This is a genomic window from Pontibacter silvestris (assembly GCF_020907275.1).
Taxonomy (GTDB): Bacteria; Bacteroidota; Bacteroidia; order Cytophagales; family Hymenobacteraceae; genus Pontibacter; species Pontibacter silvestris.
The window spans coordinates 16,214-40,688 of sequence record NZ_JAJJWI010000006.1; the positions used below are offsets into that span (position 1 = coordinate 16,214).

Annotated in this window: 21 protein-coding genes; 10 read left to right on the forward strand and 11 right to left on the reverse strand. The window is 41.9% G+C overall.

Going from position 1 to position 24,475, the window contains the following annotated elements; translation table 11 throughout:
• The 4 genes from LN995_RS06820 to LN995_RS06835 all read right to left on the reverse strand — a co-directional run bounded on the left by LN995_RS06820 (position 1) and on the right by LN995_RS06835 (position 4,651).
• Positions 1-897: a prephenate dehydratase gene (locus LN995_RS06820; RefSeq protein WP_229959702.1), complete on the reverse strand. Its 897-nt coding sequence runs from the start codon at positions 895-897 to the stop codon at positions 1-3.
• 496 nt (positions 898-1,393) lie between these two features.
• Positions 1,394-2,488 carry a chorismate mutase gene (locus tag LN995_RS06825; RefSeq protein ID WP_229959704.1) on the reverse strand — a complete coding sequence of 365 codons (1,095 nt, stop codon included), beginning with the start codon at positions 2,486-2,488 and terminating at the stop codon, positions 1,394-1,396.
• A 340-nt stretch (positions 2,489-2,828) separates the two neighbouring features.
• Positions 2,829-3,773, reverse strand: a complete 945-nt coding sequence (locus tag LN995_RS06830) for a TerC family protein (protein ID WP_229959706.1) — start codon at positions 3,771-3,773, stop codon at positions 2,829-2,831.
• 143 nt (positions 3,774-3,916) lie between these two features.
• A complete protein-coding gene (locus tag LN995_RS06835) occupies positions 3,917-4,651 on the reverse strand; it encodes a polyprenol monophosphomannose synthase (RefSeq protein WP_229959708.1) in 735 nt (244 codons plus the stop codon).
• 288 nt (positions 4,652-4,939) lie between these two features.
• Between LN995_RS06835 and LN995_RS06840 the strand changes: the two genes are divergently transcribed.
• Positions 4,940-5,470 carry a D-glycero-alpha-D-manno-heptose-1,7-bisphosphate 7-phosphatase gene (locus LN995_RS06840; protein WP_229959710.1) on the forward strand — a complete coding sequence of 177 codons (531 nt, stop codon included), beginning with the start codon at positions 4,940-4,942 and terminating at the stop codon, positions 5,468-5,470.
• Positions 5,471-5,512: 42 nt separating this feature from the next.
• On the opposite strand, the gene LN995_RS06845 is transcribed toward LN995_RS06840, so the two are convergent.
• Together LN995_RS06845 and LN995_RS06850 are read right to left on the reverse strand one after the other, a co-directional pair.
• Positions 5,513-5,668, reverse strand: coding sequence for a hypothetical protein (locus tag LN995_RS06845; protein ID WP_229959712.1), 156 nt, complete (start codon positions 5,666-5,668; stop codon positions 5,513-5,515).
• Between the two features lie 88 nt (positions 5,669-5,756).
• Positions 5,757-7,151 carry a type III PLP-dependent enzyme domain-containing protein gene (locus LN995_RS06850; protein ID WP_229959715.1) on the reverse strand — a complete coding sequence of 465 codons (1,395 nt, stop codon included), beginning with the start codon at positions 7,149-7,151 and terminating at the stop codon, positions 5,757-5,759.
• A 176-nt stretch (positions 7,152-7,327) separates the two neighbouring features.
• Between LN995_RS06850 and rocF the strand changes: the two genes are divergently transcribed.
• The 5 genes from rocF (at position 7,328) to LN995_RS06875 (ending at position 13,068) form a co-directional block, all read left to right on the forward strand.
• Positions 7,328-8,299, forward strand: a complete 972-nt coding sequence (gene rocF / locus LN995_RS06855; RefSeq protein WP_229959717.1) for an arginase — start codon at positions 7,328-7,330, stop codon at positions 8,297-8,299.
• Positions 8,299-10,089: an arginine--tRNA ligase gene (argS, locus tag LN995_RS06860; RefSeq protein ID WP_229959719.1), complete on the forward strand. Its 1,791-nt coding sequence runs from the start codon at positions 8,299-8,301 to the stop codon at positions 10,087-10,089. Before rocF ends, argS begins: the two co-directional genes overlap by 1 nt.
• 214 nt (positions 10,090-10,303) lie before the next feature.
• Positions 10,304-10,807, forward strand: a complete 504-nt coding sequence (locus tag LN995_RS06865) for a glutathione peroxidase (RefSeq protein ID WP_229959721.1) — start codon at positions 10,304-10,306, stop codon at positions 10,805-10,807.
• 58 nt (positions 10,808-10,865) lie between these two features.
• Positions 10,866-11,804: a 1,4-dihydroxy-2-naphthoate polyprenyltransferase gene (locus tag LN995_RS06870; protein WP_229959723.1), complete on the forward strand. Its 939-nt coding sequence runs from the start codon at positions 10,866-10,868 to the stop codon at positions 11,802-11,804.
• A gap of 313 nt (positions 11,805-12,117) precedes the next feature.
• Positions 12,118-13,068: an aldo/keto reductase gene (locus LN995_RS06875; RefSeq protein WP_229959725.1), complete on the forward strand. Its 951-nt coding sequence runs from the start codon at positions 12,118-12,120 to the stop codon at positions 13,066-13,068.
• A 124-nt stretch (positions 13,069-13,192) separates the two neighbouring features.
• Here the strand turns inward: LN995_RS06875 and pncA are convergent, their stop codons facing one another.
• Positions 13,193-13,819 (reverse strand): bifunctional nicotinamidase/pyrazinamidase, encoded by a 627-nt coding sequence (pncA, locus tag LN995_RS06880; protein WP_229959727.1) that lies wholly within the window; start codon positions 13,817-13,819, stop codon positions 13,193-13,195.
• 262 nt (positions 13,820-14,081) lie between these two features.
• Here pncA and LN995_RS06885 point away from each other — a divergent pair, with 262 nt between their 5' ends.
• On the forward strand, positions 14,082-14,972 hold the full coding sequence (locus tag LN995_RS06885; protein WP_229959729.1) for an AraC family transcriptional regulator: 891 nt from the start codon (positions 14,082-14,084) through the stop codon (positions 14,970-14,972).
• A gap of 297 nt (positions 14,973-15,269) precedes the next feature.
• On the forward strand, positions 15,270-15,821 hold the full coding sequence (locus LN995_RS06890; protein ID WP_229959731.1) for a hypothetical protein: 552 nt from the start codon (positions 15,270-15,272) through the stop codon (positions 15,819-15,821).
• An 87-nt stretch (positions 15,822-15,908) separates the two neighbouring features.
• On the opposite strand, the gene LN995_RS06895 is transcribed toward LN995_RS06890, so the two are convergent.
• The gene (locus tag LN995_RS06895) at positions 15,909-17,318 is read right to left on the reverse strand and encodes a DEAD/DEAH box helicase (RefSeq protein WP_229960047.1); all 1,410 of its coding nucleotides are present in this window, start codon (positions 17,316-17,318) and stop codon (positions 15,909-15,911) included.
• Between the two features lie 744 nt (positions 17,319-18,062).
• Here LN995_RS06895 and LN995_RS06900 point away from each other — a divergent pair.
• Positions 18,063-18,818 carry a YebC/PmpR family DNA-binding transcriptional regulator gene (locus LN995_RS06900; protein WP_229959733.1) on the forward strand — a complete coding sequence of 252 codons (756 nt, stop codon included), beginning with the start codon at positions 18,063-18,065 and terminating at the stop codon, positions 18,816-18,818.
• Between the two features lie 198 nt (positions 18,819-19,016).
• On the forward strand, positions 19,017-19,697 hold the full coding sequence (locus LN995_RS06905) for a hypothetical protein (protein WP_229959735.1): 681 nt from the start codon (positions 19,017-19,019) through the stop codon (positions 19,695-19,697).
• A gap of 59 nt (positions 19,698-19,756) precedes the next feature.
• Here the strand turns inward: LN995_RS06905 and LN995_RS06910 are convergent, their stop codons facing one another.
• From LN995_RS06910 to LN995_RS06920, 3 genes are all read right to left on the reverse strand, one after another.
• On the reverse strand, positions 19,757-20,497 hold the full coding sequence (locus tag LN995_RS06910; protein ID WP_229959736.1) for a phenylalanine 4-monooxygenase: 741 nt from the start codon (positions 20,495-20,497) through the stop codon (positions 19,757-19,759).
• A 100-nt stretch (positions 20,498-20,597) separates the two neighbouring features.
• Positions 20,598-20,783 carry a hypothetical protein gene (locus LN995_RS06915; RefSeq protein ID WP_229959737.1) on the reverse strand — a complete coding sequence of 62 codons (186 nt, stop codon included), beginning with the start codon at positions 20,781-20,783 and terminating at the stop codon, positions 20,598-20,600.
• A gap of 1,709 nt (positions 20,784-22,492) precedes the next feature.
• On the reverse strand, positions 22,493-24,385 hold the full coding sequence (locus tag LN995_RS06920; protein ID WP_229959738.1) for an ABC-F family ATP-binding cassette domain-containing protein: 1,893 nt from the start codon (positions 24,383-24,385) through the stop codon (positions 22,493-22,495).
• Between the last annotated feature and the right edge of the window lie 90 nt (positions 24,386-24,475).

Consider the following 24,475-nt stretch of genomic DNA (forward strand, 5'->3'; position numbering starts at 1 on the left):
TTAGTTAAGGTTAAGGCTGTTGATAGTGGCTGCCATGCTTGCTTGTTGCTCTAACTGAACCGGATTCAGAGCTGTTTGATACAGGCCAAGTAACTTCAGGTCCAGCACCAGAGGGCGAAGCTCGTTTACAGCTACCTGTAGCTTATGTGTGTCGGCACTCTCTATGTCTATCGCTACATTTTGATTCGTATTGCCAGGGAGCGCCGGAATTGACTGTATCTGCGAAACATGTAACTGATGTGTATGTAAACTGTTTACTACAGCACCTAAAGCATTCCCTAGCATGGGTAACTGTAGTATAAGGGAGGCCTTATCGGGTGCGTTGTTAATTTTTTGCTTAGGCTCTTTTGAAAGCACCAGGAAACGTGTATAGTTATCCTTTCGATCTGCTATGTTTTCCTGCAGAATATCCATTCTGTAGAGTAGTGCAGCCTGCTTACTGGCAATGGCGGCTGCTCCTGTCTGGTTTCCCTCTCTTATAACACGTACGCTTTCTGCAGTGTCGCTCGCCTCCTTGGGCAGTATGTGGTTATGCTTCTTTAAAAAGTCGCCGCACTGCAATAAGGCAACCGGATGAGAGGAAACAGTTTCAATTTCATGTAGCTGCTGGCCTGGAAGTGCTATCAGGTTTTGGTCTATTGCCAGCCAGATCTCCCCAATAATGCTGAAGTCGTGCTGCTGCAATAAGTTATAGTTGGTAAGTATACTTCCAGCCAGCGCGTTTTCTATGGCCATTACGGCAAAATCGGCGGTACCTTGTTGCAGGGTGTCGCACAGTTGCGCGAAAGAAGTACATGGCAGTATCTCTACCTCGTCTTGTGCAAAGTACTGACGGGCTGCCGTGTCGTGGAAAGAAGCAGGTCCTCCCTGAATCGCAATTTTAAGTTCTTTTGCCATTTTAGCCATATAAAACAAAAAGCCCCGCTTTGGGCGGGGCTTCTAAGGTTAAGCTTTATGTTTTTACAACGCAATAGCCGTTCCTTTGGAGCCCCTGTGGGTACCAAAAAAGTAAAAGCTAAAGTAAAATGCGTTGCGTGAAATCATGTCGTTCTTATTATGATGTTCTAAACTTAGTAATTGATAATTTTACTACCAAATAAAAAGTGCTCTTTTTTTACAGATATCTCCTAACTGCCTGTTTTGCCACATTTAATTGTTGTAACACGATCCATCAATTAATCAGATAATTACTAACGATAGTAATGAGAAATAGTTAGTTTACCTTGAATGCATACGTGTACTGAGAGGTGTGAAGAGGCCGCAGTAGATTTAAAATTTAAAGAAGGGAGGTGGCGGTATGTTTTCAAAAATGGGCTTCTTAATATAACAATTAGCTATACTAAAATGCCTGTCTGATAATAGAACCAACCGGGCATTTTAGTGCAGCTTAATTTCAAGCCTTATAAAGGTAGGTTTGCGCATAGTGTTTCCTTACTTCCTGAAAAACAGTCTGCACGAACTCTTTGTCTATGCCAGCGTCGCTTGCTTGTGAAAGCAAGCCTTCCAGAACCTGATCCCACTGAACAATTTGTGGCGCATCTCCAACATTTGCTTTCTTTAGCTTGCCTATTTTCGAAGACATTTTAGAACGTCGGGCTAATAAATCCAGCAACTCGTCATCCAAGTGCTCGATCTCTTTACGCAACTCTTCCAACTGTACTCTTTTTCGGGTGCCATCAGCATCAATGCCATCAATATTTAGTACTTGCAATAATATTCCGAGTTCCTGCGGCATTAACTGGTGCTGAGGGTCGCTTAGTGCCTTCGCCGGGTTATAGTGGGCTTCTATCATTAAGCCATCATATCCTAAATCTACAGCACGCTGGCTAACCGGGCGCAGTAAACTACGCTTACCGGCAATATGGCTAGGGTCACAAAACATAGGCACATCGGGCAGCATATCTTTCAGTTCTATTGCCTGGTCCCACTTAGGGTGGTTACGGTAAGGGGCATTGTCCAGTGTAGAGAAACCTCTGTGTATGGCACCCAAGTCACGGATGCCACTGTGGTAAAACCGCTCAATGGCTCCAGCCCAAAGTGGCAGGTCCAGGTGAACAGGGTTCTTAACCAACACAGGCACATCAACTCCTCGTAGTGAGTCAGCTATTTCCTGTACCAGAAAAGCATTAACAGTCGTGTGAGCTCCAATCATTAACACATCCACACCATGCTTTAGAGCTTCGGCTACATGACTCGCATTGGCCACTTCGCATGTCGTGAGCAGGCCTGTTTCCTGCTTCACGGTTTTAAGCCACTCTAAACCAATGGTACCTACCCCCTGAAAACTACCCAGGCGTGTGCGGGGCTTCCAGATACCGGCCCTGAAAATGGATACACCCTGTAGCTTCTTAAGACCAAAGGCAGTTTTTAACATCTGCTCTTCACTTTCAGCACTACATGGGCCTGCTATCACTACAGGATATTTAGTAGTTTTAGCAAGCACGCTTTTGCGGTGACCCGGCTTCATGTTAGGTGTGTTTGCATTCATGATTTCTAGGAGTTACTCATTGTTTTATACGGTTAAAAGTAAAAAAGCCCCGCTTGTGGCGGGGCTTTCCAGGTGTTATCTTTTCATTATTTTATCAAATGCCAAGCATAACCCTATAGCGGCCCCGCAGGTGCGCAAATAGATTTGAGATTAAATGCCTGTGTATTGACGAATAACATGGTGTTCTTCTTATTAAGATGTGTAAATATAGTAAAACCTTTTTCTTGATACTAATTACAGCAACATAATTTTATATTTTTTTATAATAAGCATTAAAATGTTGTGAAAATGAGGTTGCAAAGGTTGTATTGTTGAATAGTTGCTATTTGTTGCTACTTCTTTAGATAAGATCAGAGGGTGGCGGAGGTAAATCGTTCTCTTTCTTTGGAAAGAGGAGGGAAACAATAACAGATAGCGCGAGAATAGACCCAACCACGATAAGGGCATAATGCATATCAATATGATAGATGTCGCTCAGTAAGAGCTTGGCACCGATAAACATCAGGATAAGCGAAAGGCCATAGTGCAGGTAATGGAAAAGCTGCATAATACCTGCCAGGGCAAAATATAATGCTCTGAGCCCCAGTAAGGCAAACACATTGGAAGTATACACTATAAAAGGATCTTTGGAAATAGCCAGTATAGCAGGAATGGAGTCTGCGGCAAACACCACGTCAGTACTTTCCACCATCAGTAACACCAGGAAGAGAGGTGTTGCAAACAGTTTTCCATTCTCTTTGATAAAGAATTTACCGTCGGCATTTGACCGGCTAATACGCAGGTGCTTGCTGGCCCAGTTTACCAGAGGGTTGTTGCCTGGGTCTACGTCCTCATCAGAAGTAAAAGCCATTTTTATACCTGTGTATACTAAAAAGGCTCCTAATATGTAAATGATAAAGTGGAATTTAGCAATCAGGGTAACTCCTACTAATATAAACAGTGCACGTAACACCAGCGCCCCTATCACGCCCCAGAACAGGATATTATGCTGAAACTTGAGTGGTACCTTAAAGTAGTTGAAGATAAGGATAAAAACAAAGAGGTTATCTACGCTCAAAGACTTCTCTATGAGATAGGCCGTAAGAAATTCTACTGCAGGCTGCTGGCCTCGCCAATAGTAAATAACAACATTGAACAGGAGAGAGAGCACAATCCAGAATAAACTGGTCAGGAGTGCTTCCTTTATTTTTACCTCATGCTCCTTACGATGAAAAACGAATAAATCGAGCCCCAGCAGCAACAGCACAAAGCCATTAAATATTATCCAGAAGATGATATCATTCATAAAAAACCAGCTTAAAATGCTGAATAAAGTGGAATGTAAAGTTATAGCGAAAGTGTGACAGATGTACTAGCGCTAACTGTAATTAATTAGTGCTTTACTGGAAAGCTGGTACAGCAAGGACTAAAACTAATACAGCAGGCAGTTTAATAGCGATCAAAATGACGAAAGAAGCTGCTGATCTTCATTTGAAGCACGCCAAAGACAGCTTCCTTAAAAATACTGGAAGACATTTTGGATTGTCCTCTTGTTCGGTCTGTGAAAATAATGGGTACTTCTTTAATCTTAAAGCCGTATTTATAGGTCAGAAACTTCATCTCAATCTGGAAGGCATAGCCTACAAAACGGATATTATTTAACTGGATAGTCTCTAACACCCTGCGACGATAACATTTGAAGCCAGCTGTTGTGTCTGCTATAGGCATATCGGTTATCATCTGCACGTATAAACTGGCAAACCACGACATAAGTACACGACTCATAGGCCAGTTTACCACGTTTACCCCTTGCACATAACGGCTACCAATGGCCAAGTCATAACCATCAACAGCACAGGCGTCATACAATCGGATAAGGTCATCAGGGTTGTGAGAAAAGTCACAGTCCATTTCAAAGATGTACTCGTAGCCATTACGCAGGGCGTACTTAAAACCGTGAATATAAGCAGTTCCCAAGCCTAGTTTGCCCTGGCGTGTTTCCAGGTGCAGCCGGTTTGGAAACTCCTGTTGCAGCATGCGCACAATATCTGCGGTGCCGTCAGGAGACCCATCGTCTATAATTAATAGCTCAAACGGATGGCTCAGCGACATCACCTTCCTTACCATAGCTTCTATATTTTCCCGTTCGTTATAGGTAGGGATAATCACAAGCGCATCTTTCATGCCTCAAATATAGCAAATCAGCTATTGAGGGCTAAGTTCAGGCTAAATTAATTTTGTGAGCAAGCCATTTTGGCGGGTGAATTTGTTCAGTGCAGACGAGGTAAGAAGAGCTACTGTTTTCCAGTACAAGTCCCATGAGGTTTGTAAATGTAAGGTCAGGTATAAAAAAGCCTAAAGCCATAAGAGTGCTAGCGATTGCTACTGTGTACTAACTCTTCTTCTCTTCTTTTGCGTAACCTTTTCAGAATAAATAAATCTTTAAATTTGTGCTTCAACTTAACCTAGCCCATGCAAAAGCAAAAGTGTGTTTTCTTAGATCGTGATGGCGTACTGAACCGTGAACGTGGTGATTATACTTACAGATTAGAGGACTTTGAAGTATTACCAGGAGTTCGTGAAGCGTTGGGGTTGCTGAAAGAGAATGGCTTTTTGCTTATTGTAGTTACAAACCAGGGAGGTATCGCTAAAGGATTATATACCAAACGGGATACCATGGCTTGCCACCAGAAACTGCAGGATAGCTGCGGGTCTATAATAGATGCTATATACTATGCACCCGGCCATCATACAGTTTCTGCATCACTCTCCCGTAAGCCGGATAGTTTAATGCTGGAACGTGCTATTGCAAAATATAACATTGACCCTGCTGTTTCCTGGATGGTAGGGGATGCGTTGCGAGACATGGAAGCTGGCAAGAAAGCCGGTGTGAAGACCATATTGGTAGGGGAATACCATGCGCCTTGCAAACACGACCGGCAGGTAAAAGACCTGTGGGAGGCTGCGCATGTTGTACTTTCAGAAACAAAAAAACCGGCTTAACAGGCCGGCTTATTTGTTTATTTTGTACAACATGCAGTTATGTTAGCTTTTCACTTGTTCTAAAGAAGTGGCTGGAGCTGGTACTTTGGCCTTTACCCCATTATCTTGCTTAGCATAGTTGTAAGCAGGGCAATATGTCTTGCAGGAGGTTGTGCCTAACCCTAGGATGATTGCACTTAAAATTAGTATTTTCTTCATGATGGTATTGTTTTGGGGGTATTAAGCTTCAAAAATAGTATAATAACTCTAAAAGCAAAATATCCATAAAAAGTTCGTTACCGCTATGTTATATTTGGTAACCAAGTATTTTTAACATAGACTCAGGAGTTTGCTCCGGCGCGAACTGCCATGTTTTTATTTCACCATTTTCATCACGGTCTACCAATATATGTTGTGGAGATGGAATTAAGCAGTGTTTAATTCCGCCATATCCACTTAACTGCTCCTGGTAAGCCCCGGTATGGAAGAAACCAATATATAAAGGCTCTTTCTTTGGTATCTTTGGCAAGAATACCTGGAACGAGTGCATCTCAGAATTATAATAGTCCTGGCTGTCGCAGGTCATGCCGCCTAATTGTATTTTGCGGTACTCTTTGTCCCAATGGTTTACTGCCAATAGTGGCCAGCGCTGGTTTAGTGCCCAAGCATCTGGTAAGTTGGTTATAAAAGAACCATCTATCATGTACCACAGCTCCTTGTCGTTCTGCAGTTTTTCGTCCAGAATAGAGTAAATATTCGCAGCACTTTCACCTACTGTAAAAATTCCAAACTCAGAAAAGATGTTTGGCTCCGGCACTCCTTCTTCTGCGCAGATACGCTTGAAAGTACGCAGAATCTCTTCTGTCATATACCGGTAGTCATAGTCAGCCTGGATAGATGTTTTGATAGGGAAACCACCTCCTATATCTACTGTGTCAAGTTCCGGACAATGCCTCTTCAGTTCGCAATACTTACGTATAAAGCGGCTAAGTTCTGACCAATAGTAGGAGGTGTCTTTTATACCTGTATTGATAAAATAGTGGAGCATCTTCAGCTCAAACTTCGGGTCGTTCTTTATCTGTTGCTCATAAAGGTCAATCACATCGTTGTAACGCACACCGAGGCGAGAGGTGTAAAACTCAAACTTTGGCTCTTCGTCTGCAGCCAGGCGAATTCCTAATTTCGTTTTTACATGCACATTCTCCTTATAATACTCTATCTCACCTAGGTGGTCGAGTATAGGCATACAGTTTACGAAGCCATCATTTATCAGGTCTGAGATCCATTCACGATAACGTTCACGCTTAAAGCCATTGCAGATAATATAGATATTCTTATCTATTTTGCCTTTTGCATGCAATGCACGCACAATCTGTATGTCGTAACCTGAAGACGTTTCAATATGAATATCGTTCTTTAGGGCCTCTTCCATCACAAAAGAAAAATGCGATGCCTTTGTGCAATAGCAATAAGTATAGGTCCCGTTATAATTCAGCTTCTCTATGCTCTCCTTAAAGATGAGCTTGGCTTTCTGAATCTGAGAACTGATCTTGGGGAGGTATGTTAATTTAAGAGGAGTACCGTATTTTTTAATGATGTCCATCAACGGAATGCCGTTGAACAGTAACTCATTGTTTTCTACCTGAAACTCATCTGTTGGGAAATCAAATGTCTGGTGGATTAGATCCGTATATTTATCCATTCTAAATGTTGTGGAATTAAGAAAACATGCAATATTGAGTGTTATTTACCATCTTTGCAAAAACTTTGTTCAGATTAAATGTGAAACCATTCTGTAACTGTTCTAAGAACCCACTTTTTCGGGGTTAAAGTACATTGCTGATACGTTCCATATTGAAAAGGGCAAAATATTAAAAGATGAAAAAAGTTAGACTGATAGAAGTTAGATCAGAGTTAGGAGCCGGAACACGAGGAGCCGGTATGGGAATAGATGCGCTCAGAGTAGCCTGCCTTGATAAAGGCTCAGATTATTTCAAGCGTTTCAACGCTGCCATTGTACCTGATCTCAACTACACTTTATTTGATAAAGATTTATTCCCGAATGCCCATCGCATTGACAACATCTACACTGTACATAAGAATATCAGCAATAATGTTGAACAAACAATTGGGCTAGGAATGTTCCCGTTGGTACTGTCAGGTGATCATTCTAATGCACATGGCACTATTGCTGGCATAAAAAAAGCATATCCTGATAAAACACTGGGGGTAATATGGATAGATGCGCATGCTGATATACATTCTCCTTATACATCGCCATCGGGTAACGTGCATGGTATGCCGCTGGGCATGGCACTGAACCTGGACAACCTTGAGCGCCAGATAAACGACCCGGCTCCGGAAACGCTCTTTTACTGGAACTCCCTTAAGAAGCTCGGCTTTGACGGACCAAAACTGAAACCAGAGCACCTGGTATATGTGGTAGTGCGCGATACGGAAGAGCCGGAGGAGTTCATCATGAAAAAGCATGGCCTCAAAAACTTTACGCACAGTGAGCTAAACCAAAAGGGAGCTCAGCAGGTGGCAGTGGAGGCTTTGGACATTCTGAAGGAGTGCGATATCATATACGTTTCCTTTGACGTAGACAGCCTGGATCCTAAGTTTTCTAAAGGAACAGGTACACCCGTAGAAACGGGCCTTACGGTAGACCAGGCAAAGCGCCTGTGCTTTTACCTGTTGCAGGACCCTCGTGTGGTGTGTTATGAGATGACCGAGATTAACCCTACCTTAGATACTGAAAACACCATGGCAGAAAATGCTTTCGATATACTGGAGGCGGCCACGGATGCAATTTTATACCGAGAATCTAAAAGTATAGCTACAATTTAATGCAACTTCAAAACGCTATTAGTCAGAGCATCAGCCAAGCGCTGCAAACGTTGTTTAACCTTTCTGTTGATGCTTCGCAGATAAGCCTACAGCCAACGCGCAAGGAGTTTGCCGGCTCTTTTACTTTTGTAACTTTTCCTTACACCAAACAGCTTGGCAAAGGACCGGAGCAAATCGGGCAGGCACTGGGCGAGTATCTGAAAGAGCATGCACCGGAAGTAAAAGACTTTAACGTGGTGAAAGGCTTTCTGAACCTGGAAGTGAAAGAGGCAGAGTGGCTGAGGCTTTTTAAAGAGCTAATGCAGAACCGGGCTTACGGGCAGGCTGAACCAAGTGGGCGCAATATAATGGTGGAGTATTCTTCGCCAAATACAAACAAACCCCTACACCTAGGGCACTTGCGTAACAACTTTTTGGGGTATTCTGTAGCTGAGATTCTGAAAGCGAATGGCCATAATGTGATGAAAGTGAACCTGGTGAACGACCGGGGCATTCATATTTGTAAGTCGATGCTTGCTTACCAGAAGCAGGGAAATGGCGAAACACCAGAAAGCAGTGGCATTAAGGGCGACCATTTGGTAGGAAAATACTATGTGTTGTTCGATAAGGCTTATAAAGAGCAGATAGATGAACTGGTGGCACAAGGCATGGATAAAGAGGAAGCGAAGAAAAAAGCACCTCTTATGTTGGAAGCCCAGGAAATGCTGAAGAAGTGGGAGGCAGGAGACGAGCAAACTGTAGAACTGTGGAAGCTGATGAACAGCTGGGTGTACGCTGGCTTTGATCAAACTTACCGCAATATTGGTGTTGACTTTGATAAGTTTTACTATGAATCTGGTACTTACATGCTTGGTAAAGAGCGTGTAGAGGAGGGGCTGCAGAAAGAGGTCTTCTTCAGAAAAGAGAATGGTTCTGTTTGGGTAGACCTGGCAGACGAGGGACTGGATGAGAAACTGCTGCTTCGTGCCGATGGTACTTCTGTGTATATTACGCAGGACTTGGGTACGGCAGAGCTAAAGTACAACGACTTTCCGTATGATGAATCGGTGTATGTGGTGGCAGATGAGCAGAACTATCATTTTCAGGTATTAAAGGCGACACTAAAGAAATTAGGGAAGTCTTATGCCGAAGGCATTTATCACCTGTCTTACGGTATGGTAGATCTTCCTTCAGGAAAAATGAAATCCAGGGAAGGTACTGTAGTAGATGCCGACGAACTGGTGCAGGAAATGATTGATACGGCGCGTCAGCAGACAGAAGAGCTGGGCAAGATTGAAGGTTTTACGCCTGAGCAGGCACAGGAGCTATACCATACCTTGGCTTTAGGCGCCCTGAAGTACTTCCTGCTGAAAGTAGACCCAAAGAAACGCATGTTGTTTAACCCGCAGGAGTCTATTGACTTCCGTGGCAATACAGGACCTTTTATCCAATATACACATGCCCGTATAGCGGCCATTCTCCGTAAAGCATCAGAAATGGGCATAGTAGCAGAAGCTACATCATTTGAAGGGGTGGCTAATTTACATGAGGCGGAACAGGAGGTTATTGTGCAACTGGTAAATTATCCGGAAGTAGTAAAAGAAGCCGGTAACTTATATGCCCCATCGGTAATCGGTAACTATGCTTACGAATTGGCTAAAGCTTATAACCGTTTCTACCAAGAAATATCTATCTTTAATGAGACAGATGAGCAGGCACGTAACTTCAGGATTGCCCTTTCAGCTATGGTAGCCCGATTGATACGTGAAAGTATGGGGTTATTAGGCATTAATGTGCCTGAGCGCATGTAAGCTTTTATTGGTCATTTATCTTTAAGTGATCAAAAGGGTTATTTTTTTGAACATAACCTAAAGTGATTTGTTAGCTGTTGTAGTCTGTATTTCTGTGTATATCACATAATGTGTTAATAAAATGAAAAAGTTGGTTTTGTCAGTCGTACTGGGTGCAGCAATAGCTGGCGCCGCCTGTAAGCAATCAAATAGTACCACTATAAACGAAAAAACTATGACAACCGAAGTAACGCAACCTGATGCACAGGAACAAAGCAGCTTTTATGATTTCAAAATGGTTTCTCTGGATGGCAAGGAGATCGATTTCTCAAAGTACAAAGGCAAAAAAGTACTGTTGGTAAATACAGCCTCTGAATGTGGTTTTACGCCACAGTATGCCGACCTGGAGGAGCTACACGAAAAGTATGGGGACAAAGTAGTTGTGCTTGGTTTTCCGGCTAATAACTTTGGAGGGCAGGAGCCTGGCTCTAACAAAGAAATCGCTTCTTTCTGCCAAAAGAACTATGGCGTAGAATTCCAGATGTTTGAGAAAATATCTGTGCTGGGAGATGACCGTCACCCATTGTACACCTGGTTGGAGCAAAACTCACCAAACCACGACAAGCCAAGCTGGAACTTCAGCAAGTTTCTGATAGATGAAAATGGTAAGGTAGTAGCGTTTTACCCATCTAAAGTAAAACCAATGGATAAAGAGCTGTTAGCAGCTATTCAAAAGTAAATTCAGGCTTAAGCAAATGCTTGCGCCTTATTTTAAGACACGTTTTGTCAAGTAATAATTGAATAATATATCTCAACAATCATCTACCCAAAGTCCAGGCTTAGTAAAAGCTTGGATTTCGGCTTTTAGGCCACGTACATTGCCGTTGGCTCTTTCCTGTATAGGTATGGGCGGTTTTATGGCGGCAGCTAACGGTGTTTTCGATGCAGCTATTGTAGGCCTTTGTGTGCTTACTACCTTATTTCTGCAAATCCTCTCGAACCTAGCCAATGACTATGGCGACTCGGTACATGGTGCTGACAGCGTCCACCGCGAAGGTCCAATGCGAGCTGTGCAGGCAGGGCATATAAAAGCAGAGCACATGAAAAAAGGGATGACTTTGTTTGGTCTGCTCTCTTTATTGTCTGGTTTACTGCTGTTGTGGGTGTCTTTCGGTACAGAGGGGCTCCTGCTGGCTTTACTGTTCCTGCTGATTGGGCTTGCCTGTATCTGGGCAGCTGTCAATTACACGGCAGGTTCCAATCCATACGGTTATGCTGGTTTGGGTGATGCTTCGGTATTTGTTTTCTTCGGATTGGTAGGTGTGTTAGGCACTTATTTTCTGCAGGCACAAGCACTAAGCGGTGTGGTTATACTGCCTGCCCTTATTTGTGGCTTTTTTGCAACAGCTGTGCTTAATGTAAACAACATTCGGGATATTAATTCTGATTTGCTGGCAGGAAAGCATTCTATACCAGTGCGTATCGGTCCGAAATGGGCTCGAGTTTATCATGTGCTTTTATTGTGCAGTGGTGTATTTAGCGCTTTTTTCTATGTACTGCTAAACTTCCATAACTGGTTGCAGTTCCTGTTCGTGCTGGTCATTCCACTGCTTTTTATCAATGGCATAAACGTCTGGCGCAAACAAACATCCAAAGAACTGGATCCATACCTGAAGCAGATGGCTATTACTACACTACTATTTGTGCTCTTCTTTGGTCTCGGGCAGGTATTGTAGGAGAAAGAAAGATTGAGGAAAACCAGCTCCAAAAGCATGCTGAATAGCTTTTGGAGCTGGTTTTTTTAGGTTTACAGTAATGCGGCGGGAGAAGAGGGCAAAGCTATTGAGTTCTAAACAATAGGTGTGGTATCGCTGGATAAACTGTAGGTACAAGAACTTATGGAAAATGCGTCAATAATTTTAGAGTTTAACATTGTTCTTATTGTCTTGAAAGCTTTAACAGTAAGAGAATCTAGCCAGTGTCTAGTTTAGTTAATCCAGCACAGTTTATTTTCGTAAATTAATGTATAAACATTAAAGAATGATTTCTATGAAAAAAAGACAACTTGGCAATTCAGAATTAGAGATAGCTCCTTTGGTATTTGGTGGCAATGTGTTTGGGTGGACTATTAATGAAGAAACATCGTTCAAACTCTTGGATGCCTTTTTAGATGCTGACTTTAACTGCATCGACACCGCAGATGTGTACTCCCGATGGGCATCTGGAAATAACGGTGGTGATTCTGAAGCTATTATTGGCAAATGGCTGAAGCAACGCAGCAACCGAGATAAAGTAATTATTGCGACAAAAGTAGGCAGCGAAATGGGAGAGGGAATGAAAGGTCTCTCTAAAAGCTATATTAAGCAAGCTGTAGAGGCATCTTTAAAGCGATTGCAAACAGATTACATAGACCTGTACCAGTCGCACTACGATGACCCTGAAACACCTGTTGAGGAAACACTCGAAGCGTACGGAGAATTAATTAAGGAGGGTAAAGTAAGAGCGATTGGAGCATCCAACTTTAGCCCAGAAAGGTTACGGGAATCTTTGGAAGCCAGTGCAAAAAGTAGTTTACCTCGCTACGAAACTTTCCAGCCAGAATACAACCTGTACGACAGAGAAGGGTATGAGAAAGATATAGAACCTGTTTGCAATGAATATGGCCTTGGCGTTATAAGCTATTTCTCTTTGGCCAGCGGTTTCCTTACTGGTAAATACAGATCAGAAGATGACCTGTCTAAAAGCCAGCGTGGCCAGGCAGTGAAGAAATATTTGGATGACCGAGGCAACCATATATTGCAGGCGCTTGATGAAGTGGCGAAACAGCACAATAGCACTCCGGCCAGTGTTTCATTGGCCTGGCTGATGGCCCGCCCAAGCATAACTGCCCCTATAGCCAGTGCAACTAAACTAGAGCAACTGGATGCGCTTGTTAAAGCCGCAGAACTGAAGTTAGACAGTACAGCTATCGAAAAGCTAACGAAAGCCAGTGCTTACTAATTGCTTCGTGTTTAAATTTAAGAGGTATCAATTGCAAAAGGAGCAGCATCAAAGCTGCTCCTTTTGCAATTAACTATTGCTAGCCTCAGCTGCAATATCTGCTTGTCTGCCTCCGGTAAAGTATTTAGTTAGTGTTTTTTGTTTTAAGGATAGAACCACTTTGAATAACTTTGCCTCCCATACTTGTGATGTCCTCCTTTACTTTTTTGAAGTCATCAGCACTTAACGATCGAATGGCATCTTCAATCAGGAAAACCTCAAAACCCTCCTGTATGGCATCCTTGGCCGAAAAATACACGCAGTAATCTCCTGCCAGCCCTACCAGATACAGTTGCGTTACCTGTTTCCCCCGCAGGTAATCTGCCAGTCCGGTAGATTTTAAATGTCCGTTGTCATAAAAACCACTGTAGCTGTCTATCTCCGGGTTAGTGCCTTTTCTGAAAATAGCCTCAATTTTGTTTGCTTTCAGGTCTTTAGTAAAGTTGGCTCCCTCAGTTTCCTGTATGCAATGGTCTGGCCAAAGCACTTGTTCTAGCCCATGCAGGTCAATTGTCTCAAAAACATTTTTGCCCGCATGGTTAGAGGCAAAACTTTTATGCTGCGGCGGGTGCCAGTCCTGCGTTGCTACAACAAGGTTAAACTCTTCCTGCAGCTTGTTTACAACTGGTATAATCTGGTCTCCTTCAGGTACTGCCAAAGCGCCATCTGGTAAGAAATCGTTTTGGATATCAATCAAAAGTAATGCTCTCATTTCTATTGGTTAGCTGTTATTGGTGTAGTGTAAGCTTTAGCTTAAAGATAGGAGGCTTATCTTATTAATGAAAAAATATGCAACACGAAACTTTTGTGTCAGTGCCATTATGGCAAGAGTAATCTTTTTTGAAACATATAAGCTACTGATATCCTGAACTATATTGTGAGGGTATACTGCCATTTACTGTATAATGATGGTTTATATATAGTATGGTATATTTTTAGCTGCCTGCAACTAGAATTTATAAGAACTGAATGATATGATTGTTACTAGCACTGCACAAGCTACAGAAACATGTGCTGCCCTAAACAAGCAGGAGCCTGTGCAGGTACTTTATTTTAATGCTGATCTGTCGGAGCGACTGGTACTGCCATTCGGGCAACACGATATATTTGTGGTGAAATGGTTAAAGCAAGGCAGTGGCACCTTTACAGTGGATTTTACAACGCAGGACATTCAGCCGGGGCGTATGTTCTTTGTTGCTCCCAATGCCATTCACCACCTGGACACACAGCAGGAAACAACCTTAGAAGGCTGGACTCTTCTTATTCATCTGGATTACCTGGCTGATTATGGCAGTAACTTAGTTGATTTGCTTTATAGCCAGTTACAGGTGCAAAGCCTCGATATTCCGCTAGAGAGCCAGCGCAAGCTAGATCAGATATTTAACTTGCTGCACACAGAGTTGCAAAGTCAGGAAGCATGGAAAGACACAGCTGTGAATGCCTATCTGGCTATACTGCTGACAGAGTTTAAACGACTATCGGCAGCTACTACTCCTGAACTGAAGCACCTGGACTCTCGCTATGAAGAGTTTCTGCAACTGATGCACCAGGACTTTAAAGAAGTGAAAGATGTGGAGTCTTATGCAGAAAGAGTAAACCTTAGCACAAAACAACTAAACCGCATTTGTAAAGAAGCCTCCGGTAAAACAGCCCGGCAGCTTATCGACTACCGGATTATGCTGGAGGCCCGCCGCTTGCTGCACCATACAAGTTTATCTGTAAAAGAAATTGCTTATGAATTAGGCTTTGAAGAACCTTCTAGCTTTATAAAGTTCTTTCATCGGTTTAGTGAGCATACACCACTGCAGTATCGAAACCTGTCAGCTGTAGATTACCACGCGCACTACAGCAGTGTTGTCAGCTAGAAATGTATGCAGCTCCTATTCTAGAATTGAAAAGCCGGTGAACACTTCACCGGTTTTTTTATGCTTGGGGCCTTATAGCTGTACACTGTTTTAGAGCAATGTCCCGGATTTACTATACAATGTCTTAAAGTCACACCTGTCATACGCCTGCTTTTTTAGACATTTGTATCAACAAATGAGCTAAGGAGGTAGCCGCATAAACCAAGTTTAATGCTCTTAAAGCAGCATCTACAGGTAATGTTTGTTTATTCCTGGCCATATAAATAAAACTTATTATAACATATTTAAACTACAAAAATGAAAAAGTTATTCAGAATTGGGGCGTTGGCTCTAGCTTTAATAGGTTCTTCTTTTGCTGTAAAAGCACAAACTGTTGATTCTCGTGGGACTGGTGTTCGCCTGAGCGTAGGGCCAGAAGTTGGAGTTGCTGTAGGGAAACTTGCAGATGCTTATGACTTCAACTTAGGTGGTTCAGTACAGGCTGACATTCCTGTTATCAACAACGACCTGTATGTAACTATAAACACTGGATATAATAATGTTTTTGCCAGCGGAGATGGCTCCGACTTAAATCTGATTCCGGCAAAAGCTGGCTTAAAGTTTTTCCCGGTTGGTAATTTCTATGTGCAAGGCGAAGCAGGGGCAACTTTCCTTACGAATAATTCAGACTTGGATGCTGATAACGCTGCAGCCTTTGTATATGCTCCTCAGGTTGGTTACCTGTTTCACCTTGGAGATAAAAGCTTTATAGATGCGGGTGTTCGCTTCGAAAGCAACAGCAAGTTCTATGATGGAGGAAAAGCCAGTAACTTTTTTGGCTTAAGACTGGCTTATGCATTTGGCCTGTAACAGAAGCTACATTAACTTAATATATATTCTAAAGAGCCCTCTGATATCGGAGGGCTTTTTGTTGGTATAGTGTCTTTCGTTGTTAAATTAGCCCTGGGTACCTTGCTGATTGTCAGCCTGAGGTTTTGGGGTAGTACTATTATTCTTGTTTCTGTTCCGGTTCCTGTTGCGGTTGTTGCTTTTACTTTTTTCTCCCTGTGCTTGCTGGCCTTCTGCACGAGGTGCACGAGGAGCCTGTGCACCTTCAGGGCGGGGAGCATTATTTTTCTTTCTTGGAGGTTTGTTTCTGTCATCGCTGCGTGGTGCTCCTGCTTCTGTAGGTTTGTCACTTCTGCGTCTGTTTCCTCCAGAGCGGTTACCGTTGCTTTTTCTGCCTCCTTTGCCTCTGTCATTGTCCCGTTTACCTGGGTCATAGGCCGGACCAGGACCAATATCTTCTGGTAAAGGTAGCTTAGGCAGTTCCCGCTCTATCAGTTGCTCTACTCTGCGTACCCGGTACATGTCTTTCTCGTTTACAAAAGTAAGCGCCATACCTGTGGAAGCAGCACGGGCTGTACGGCCAACACGATGCACATAGTCTTCTGCATCCTGAGGCATATCAAAGTTTACCACATGGCTTAAGCTGTCTATATCAATACCTCTTGACAATATGTCTGTAGCCACTAATATCTGGTATTGCTTGTTTTTAAAACCCTGTAGCGCCTTTTCTCGATCATCCTGTGTCATATCCGACTGAATTCCATCAGCTTCGTAGCCCATTTTGCGCAATGAGCGTACAATTGGAGTTACGTTAGACTTGCGGGAGGTAAATATAATCATGCTTTGTACTTCCAGTTCTTGCAACAGATGCTCCAGCAGAGGCAGTTTCTGGTTGTCGTAGGTCAGGTAAAGGCGCTGATCTATACCTTCGGCCGGTTTTGAAATAGCCAGATTAATTTCCGCGGGATTACGTAAGATCTGTTTCGTAAGCTCTCTGATTTTACGGGGCATGGTAGCCGAAAACATCAGCGTCTGGCGCTGGGCAGGCAGTTGCTTTACTATCTTTAACAAATCATCCATAAAGCCCATGTCAAGCATTTTATCAGCCTCATCTAGTACCAAATGGTTTAGCTGGTTAAGCTTTACATAGCCTAAGGCCATGTGCGACAGCAGGCGGCCAGGTGTCGCAATAATAATATCGGCACCAGTAGTCAGGGCTCTTTTTTGCTGCTCCCACTCATCGCCTTTGTTACCCCCGTAAATGGCAATAGAGCTAACAGAGGCAAAGTAACCAAAGCCTTCTACCTGCTCATCAATCTGCTTGGCCAGCTCACGGGTAGGCACCAGAATAAGTGTACTGGTGTGGTTATAATTTGCGTGAGAGATATGGTCAATCAGTGGCAACAGGTAAGCGGCTGTTTTGCCCGTACCGGTTTGAGCACACGCAATCATGTCGTTTTGCTCTAGTATAAGTGGTATTGCCTGTTCCTGTATAGGAGTAGGGGAGTTATAGCCCATCGATTCAATACCAGTCAGTACGTCGTCGTGTAAATTAAAAGATCTGAAATCCAAAGGTATCTGTTGTTTATAAATTATGTAAGGCAAGCTATGCAAATACACATAACAACCCTAACTAAAGTAAAGATACAATAATTCCTGCTTTATTTCTTGTTCTGTGGTAGTCTAGCTTGCTTTCTCAGGAGACTGCAGTCGTAACTCAACCTTCTAATTTAAAATATTTTCAGGTTTAACTATAAAAAATACAATATTTAGTACCTGTTTTTATGATGTTTGATTTTATATTTATGTAAACTGTTGTTTGGGTATGATGTTTTACGGCAATATTTCCTTTCTAAGATACTTGAAGGGGTGAATTAGAGTTTATTAGATATGTAACATTTTGTGTTTTAAGGCGTATTCATCAGAAGTAGCAAATGCTAAAAAAATAATGTTGAATTTATGCTAACGGCTTACATATATGAAGAAGATAATACAAGACTCACCAAACCTTTTTCTGCTATTGGTGCTAAACATTATTAACGCTATTTTTTTCTTCCTGTAGCAGAAACGAAGAACATACTGATTAAGTAATTAAGGGCAGCCTCATTAACAAACGGGGCTGCCCTTTTTATGCAGATTAGGAATTTTTACCTTATTTTGTTCTGTTGAGTTAGTAAAAGAAGAAGTAGATATTGGGTAAGGGTATAAGTCTTGCCTGTAAATCTGTAATTGATTCATTAAAAAAATCTAAGTAAAACAACTATGGCAGGACATAGTAAATGGTCGCAGATTAAGCGCAAAAAAGGGGCTTTGGACGCTAAGCGCTCCAAAATCTTTACAAAGTTAATTAAAGAAATCACTGTAGCTGCAAAAGAGGGTGGTCCTGACCCCGACGGCAACCCACGTCTGCGTTTGGCCATTCAAACCAGCAAAGCGGCTAACATGCCGAAAGACAATATAGAGCGAGCCATAAAGAAAGGGGAAGGAAATGACAGCAACTATAATGAAGTAAGCTACGAAGGGTACGCAACCAATGGCGTGGCTGTTTTTATAGAAACGCTAACCGATAATATTAACCGTACAGTACAGAATTTGAGGACCATCTTTAACAAACACAATGGCAGCCTGGGAACAAATGGTTCTCTGGAATTTATCTTCGATAGAAAAGGTGTGTTTGTAGTGAAAAAGAACGAAGAGTTTACACAGGATGAAGAAGCCTTTCTGTTAGAAATGATTGACGCTGGTGCTGAGGAAGTTGAGTTTGAGGAGGAGTATGTTACTGTATACTGTGCCATGGAAGACTTCGGCTCAATGCAAAAGAAGGTGGAAGAACTAAACCTGGAACTGGAGAGTGCAGAACTACAGCGTATACCTAAAACCACTGTACCGGTTGATGATAATGAAGCAGTGCGTAAAATTCTTAAGTTTATTGATGCACTTGAGGACGACGACGATGTGCAAAAAGTTTATCATAATCTGGAACTTAACGAAGAACAGCTAGAGGAACTAGAAGCTTAGCCCCTGTTTGTGCTCTACTGAGGCAAACTATTTTCTTAAAGTTTATCGGAAGCCGCAAATGGAGTAGTTTGCGGCTTTTTATTTTTCAGCAAGGTATACATGAAAACAACTTTCATTCTTAACTATCACCAAACAAAGTGCATTAAACTACGGTAAAACTAGAATCTAAAACATGTATAGGCACCGTACAATTAAAACATGGAAGACAAGTTGAATGACATTATTTTTGGACTGGAACAGAAGTCGAAGACAAAGCAGGCCATTTTCCGGAATACAAAGGAAACATTTGCGCAGCTGAAATCGATATCGATTGAGTTAGTTGATGAACTGACAGAGCGTATTACAAGCCAGGATGCTAATGTGATGATTGAATACCGCAATGTGAGTGACTATGAATTTCATATTAAATTCAGCGGCGATTTGCTGGTTTTTGTGATGCATTCTAATATTATTACTTTTCCGGATGATTATGAGATTATGCGAAACAGCTATATAGAGGAGGATTTCAGACGCAGGTTCTTTGGGCATATCATGGCCTACAACTTTATGGCCGATACTATTAAGTATAACCGGCTGGAGGACCCGGGTTATCTGGTAGGCCGTATGCTTATAAATATAGAAAAGCACTTTTGCATTGAGGGGGTAAAGCAGTTAAACCTGCCTTATGATGAAATTTCTAATATAGCTAAGAACGTAATCTGCCATAAGACATTACGGATAATAGTGGAAAGTGCCATGATTGCAGCAGTTAATAATGACCTGATGGGGCAGGATATAAGTGAAATAGAACGAATAACCCTGAAGCAAAAACTTGAGAATACGCACCTGATTAAGCCACGTAAGTTAGGCTTTCAGATTAGCCCTGAGCTAACCAATTAAAGCACAAAACTAAGAAGCTGTTCAGGTTCTTTGCTCCTGAACAGCTTCTTAGTTTTGTGTTACACAGTTTCAAGTTTTGAACGCAATTTAACTAATGCCTCTCGCAACTGTGGCAGGCTGTTAAGTAGTTGTTCATAGCTGTCGATACAGAAATACTGGCTTTGGAATGTCTCTTTTATATAAGGTGTGTCCAGAATGTGTTGCACATCAAAGTCATGTTTTACACTTTCTTCTGACACAGACAACTTACTTTCGCCGACTGATGAGAGTATACCTGCTCCGTAAATCTTAGCCTCTCCATCGCTGTTTCGGAATAGGCCAAATTCTATAGTGTACCAGTAGATGCGCGTAAGCCTGTCAATAATTTCTGGTTTATCTATATGTTCGAGCGCTAGAGCAGAGAGTTTAGCTAAAAACTCGCAGTATACCGGAATAGTAAGCAAGGGCACATGCCCGAATACATCATGAAACATGTCCGGTTCTTCCAGGTAATCCAGTTGCTTTAAGCTCCGGATCCAGACAGTTGCCGGAAACTTTTTGTTAGCTATCAACTCAAAAAATAAAGCGTCATCTACAATACCTGGAGCGGGCACTACCTCAAAGCCTGTTAACGGCTTTAGGCGCTGGTTAACCTTTTCAAAGTCCGGTATGCGCTCTGACTGAAAACCTACCTTCTTCAATCCTTCTAAAAACTCTGGAACAGCTTTATCAGGCAGGTTCTTTATCTGGCGGTCGTATAGAATAGCCCAAACATTATGGTTTTCTTCGGTATAACTGCTGTAGTTTTGTGTCAGGTTCATGTTTGTGTTTTCTTTTGATGAATGTATAGAAATAAAAAAAGCAGGGCTTTCGCTCTGCTTTGGTATCGTGATCTCTGGAACTTATGCCCTTTATACGGACTTAGCTCTCTAATGAATTCTTAAGATTGATGCCTTGGCAGAAGCGTTGATAGCTGTGATAATAATAACCATAGCTATAATAACGATAAGCACGAAGGCAATAGGAAGAAACAGCATTCAACAGCACCTGACCAGGTGAAGCTGGCAGAGAAAGTGTAGTTACTATGGCTGCTGTTGTTTGTTGCATAATGGCTGTTAGTCCTGCAATAGTACGAACTTCTGTTGTTAACGCAAAAAGCTTGTAGAAGTTTTTTGTGTTAACAACTTGGTAGCTTTTCTGTTACAGTTACATTATGTCAGGTATATCTTTAGCTTATAGATAATTAAATTTAACACAGCCTTATTATCGATATAATTAGTCATAAATTTTTTTACATTACAATGGCTGCATTAGACTCTACTGCTTATGGTGAAGCACTTTTAAGATATTTTTACATATAAGAGTAGCTTTAATCATACTAAAGATAGGAGGAAAATTATAAAGTTTTGTTTTAAAGACTCCATTACTAATATAAAAGCGGGTACAGGTTGTTTCCACACAGCGGTTTCTCATCTTTTTGGCGTATCCTTCCTTAAACATTTGTATAGATTCTCTGAAGTTTTTGGAGCCTCCCAGACTAAGGTGTTGAACCATAAATGGTATTACATAGGTGGTATAACCTAAGAAATCAGCAATAATACATAAATCGGTGCCATATAAGTGATAGCCAGCCAAGTCTCCGGATACACTTAAATTAGCAGTTCGGTTGATGATAAGTAGAGGTTTTCATCTAAAGATTTAACTCTTTTAGGTAAGCCTTTATCCTGTATTACTTTGCCAGCATTATCCAAATACCGCACCTGCTCATGATAATCATTGCAGCCGGCATTGCCACAGACTGCCCAGTTGCGATCAATATTCGTAAGGTTTTCAATACAAGATATAAGATGTTGCTTTGAATCTATACATCTCACATCCTGATGTACTGCAATAATATATTTGCCTTTAGCCTATCTCAGAAAACCTGACATAGCTTGATAGGCATCCACTACGTTGCTTTTAGAATTATCATATAAAAATATTCACAATCATCTGTAAAACCGCAGCCTTCAAAAGTAGACTTCATCAGCTGATACTCTTGTAAATCATTTACTAAAGTACAAATGGAAAAAGTATACACGTATTCCTGTTCTACTGTTTTTAATGTGGTAGGCTCAATCATTTATGCGGTTAGTTTACATGTTGCTTGGCAGAGGCAGGTAAGTTAACTATTTGTGTTTTGATATCAGATAATACATTAAACTTATCTAACTAAGCAAGGTAACTAAAGCCATTTGTACATCTGAAAGCATTTGGTCTCACAAAAGTTATTGCTCTTAATATACCCGTTGTCCATATGCGGCAGATGTATGATTTTGCAAAATTATGATTTAAACATGATATTTAATACTGACATTTTAATTATACTGACATAAACTAAGTTGCATGAGCTCAGCATAATATTGACTATAAAAACAAGGGGCCATCTTCCTAAATTAGGCTATGTCTGATGAATTAAAATCTGATTATTCAGTAGTCTCAGATAATGTCGTTAGAGCAAACAGGCAGTGCTTAAAGTTCTGAGTTCTTCCTTTGAAAGGTATTTATCAGACACAGCCCAGTTTAAATAAGATACTATGCAATCTGTAGACCGTGACTTAGCTAAAGTGCCAAAAGTGGGGCGGGCTGTATAATTCATGAGCATAGAAACTGCTTTTGGCATAATAAGTTTTATGTTAAGCTAAGTTAGTTTCTAAGCTGACTGTCGCTTTGAACCAACTATCTTCAGAAGGAAGAAAAAAACAAAATTTTCTTAACCCTGAGTTCTTAGAGTTCTACGATCAAGCCTCAGGGTTAAAAAAACACATTTAACAATGTTACATCAGTTCTGCCAACTCCAGCCAACGGAACTCTTTTTCTTCCAGCTGACCGTTGATACTTTCTAATTCGGTAGCCCATGTTGTCAGTTGTTCATGATCGGTGGTAGTGCCACTGTTCATTGTTTCTATTATTTCCGCCTTTCTTGTCTCCAGTTTTGCAATTTCTTTCTCAAGTTGCTCATATTCACGTTTTTCAGTATAAGTTGCTTTACGATTGCTATTTGGCTGATCTAGCTTTGCTTCGGCAACAACAGGGGCTGGTGTTGCAGCTGGTTTACTATCCTGCTCTTCTTTCTCTAACTTCTCCTGTTCTTTCTGCCACTCACGGTAATCGGTGTAGTTTCCCGGGAAGTTGCGTATCTGGCCTTCACCCTCAAACACAAACAGATGCTCTACCAGCCTGTCCATAAAGTAACGGTCGTGCGATACAATGAGCAGACAGCCGCCAAAGTTCAGCAGGAAATCCTCCAGAATGTTTAGCGTAATAATATCAAGGTCGTTGGTAGGCTCATCCAGAATAAGGAAGTTAGGGTTTTTAATGAGCACACGCAATAACTGCAGGCGTCGCTTTTCACCACCGCTTAGCTTGCTCACATAAGTATACTGCTGTGGTGGTGCAAACTGGAAATGCTGCAGAAACTGGCTGGCCGTTATTACTTCGCCATTAGCCATTTCTACTACTTCGGCAATCTCTTTTACAATATCAATTACACGTTGGTCTTCTTTATAAGTAAGCTCATCCTGCGTGTAATAACCAAAAACAGTTGTCTGTCCGGCTTCTATTGTGCCGGAGTCAGGCTGTAGTTTACCTGTCAGCATGTTCAGGAAAGTAGACTTACCTGCTCCGTTTGGTCCCACAATACCTATTCTGTCTTGCTTTTTAAAGACATAAGTAAAGTCGTCTACTATCTTTTTAGCACCAAACGATTTAGAGATATGATCTACTTCTATAATTTTGCCGCCCTGCCTCGTTGTTTTTACAGACAGTTCTAACTGGGGACCGCTGGTCTTTTTAGCAGCTTTTTCTTTAAGGTCCTCAAAGGCATCCACTCTATATTTTGCCTTAGTTCCACGAGCTTTAGGCATGCGACGTATCCACTCCAGTTCCTTCCGCATCAGGTTTCGGGCTTTTTCCGTTTCTGCTACGGCAGCTTCTTCACGCTCTGCCTTTTTCTCTAAAAAGTAGCTGTAATTGCCTTTGTATGTATATATCTCGCCCTGGTCCAGCTCTGCAATTTCATTAGCGACCTTGTCCAGAAAATAGCGGTCGTGGGTAACCATCAGTAGAGTAGTGTTCTGGGTAGACAGTGTATTTTCCAGCCACTCAATCGTATCAAGGTCCAGGTGGTTAGTAGGCTCATCCATAATAAGCAGCTCCGGTTCCTCTATTAGCACCCTGGCCATGGCTACACGCTTTCTTTGCCCACCTGATAGGTGCTTAATCTGCTTATCCAGGTTTTCAATACCAAGTTTAGAAAGAATCTGCTTTACCTTTACTTCAAAATCCCAAGCCTGCAACTCATCCATACGTATCATCAGGTGCTGCATTTTATCAGCGCTGGTGTCTGGGTTTGCAATGGCTGCTTCATAGTCTCTTATTGTATCCAGTACCTCATTCTGCATCAGAAAGATAGTCTGCTGCACGGTCAGCTCTTCATCAAACTCAGGATTCTGGCCTAAAAAGCCAATGTTTATTTCTTTCCGTAAGCTTACGCTGCCTTCGTCAGGAGGTAGTTTTCCGGCAAGTACATTAAGTAAGGTTGTTTTCCCGGATCCGTTGATACCAACTAAGACCACCCGTTGCCCTTGGCCAATGCCAAAGTTCAGGTTCTTAAACAGCCAGCGGTCTCCGAAGCTTTTAGATATATTTTCTGCTGATAGATAATTCATAAAACAAATTTAGCTATTTCTGAGCTATAAATAGGGCAAAAATAAAAGAGGCCGGCTAATTTAGCCGACCTCTTTTATTTTAGATGTTAG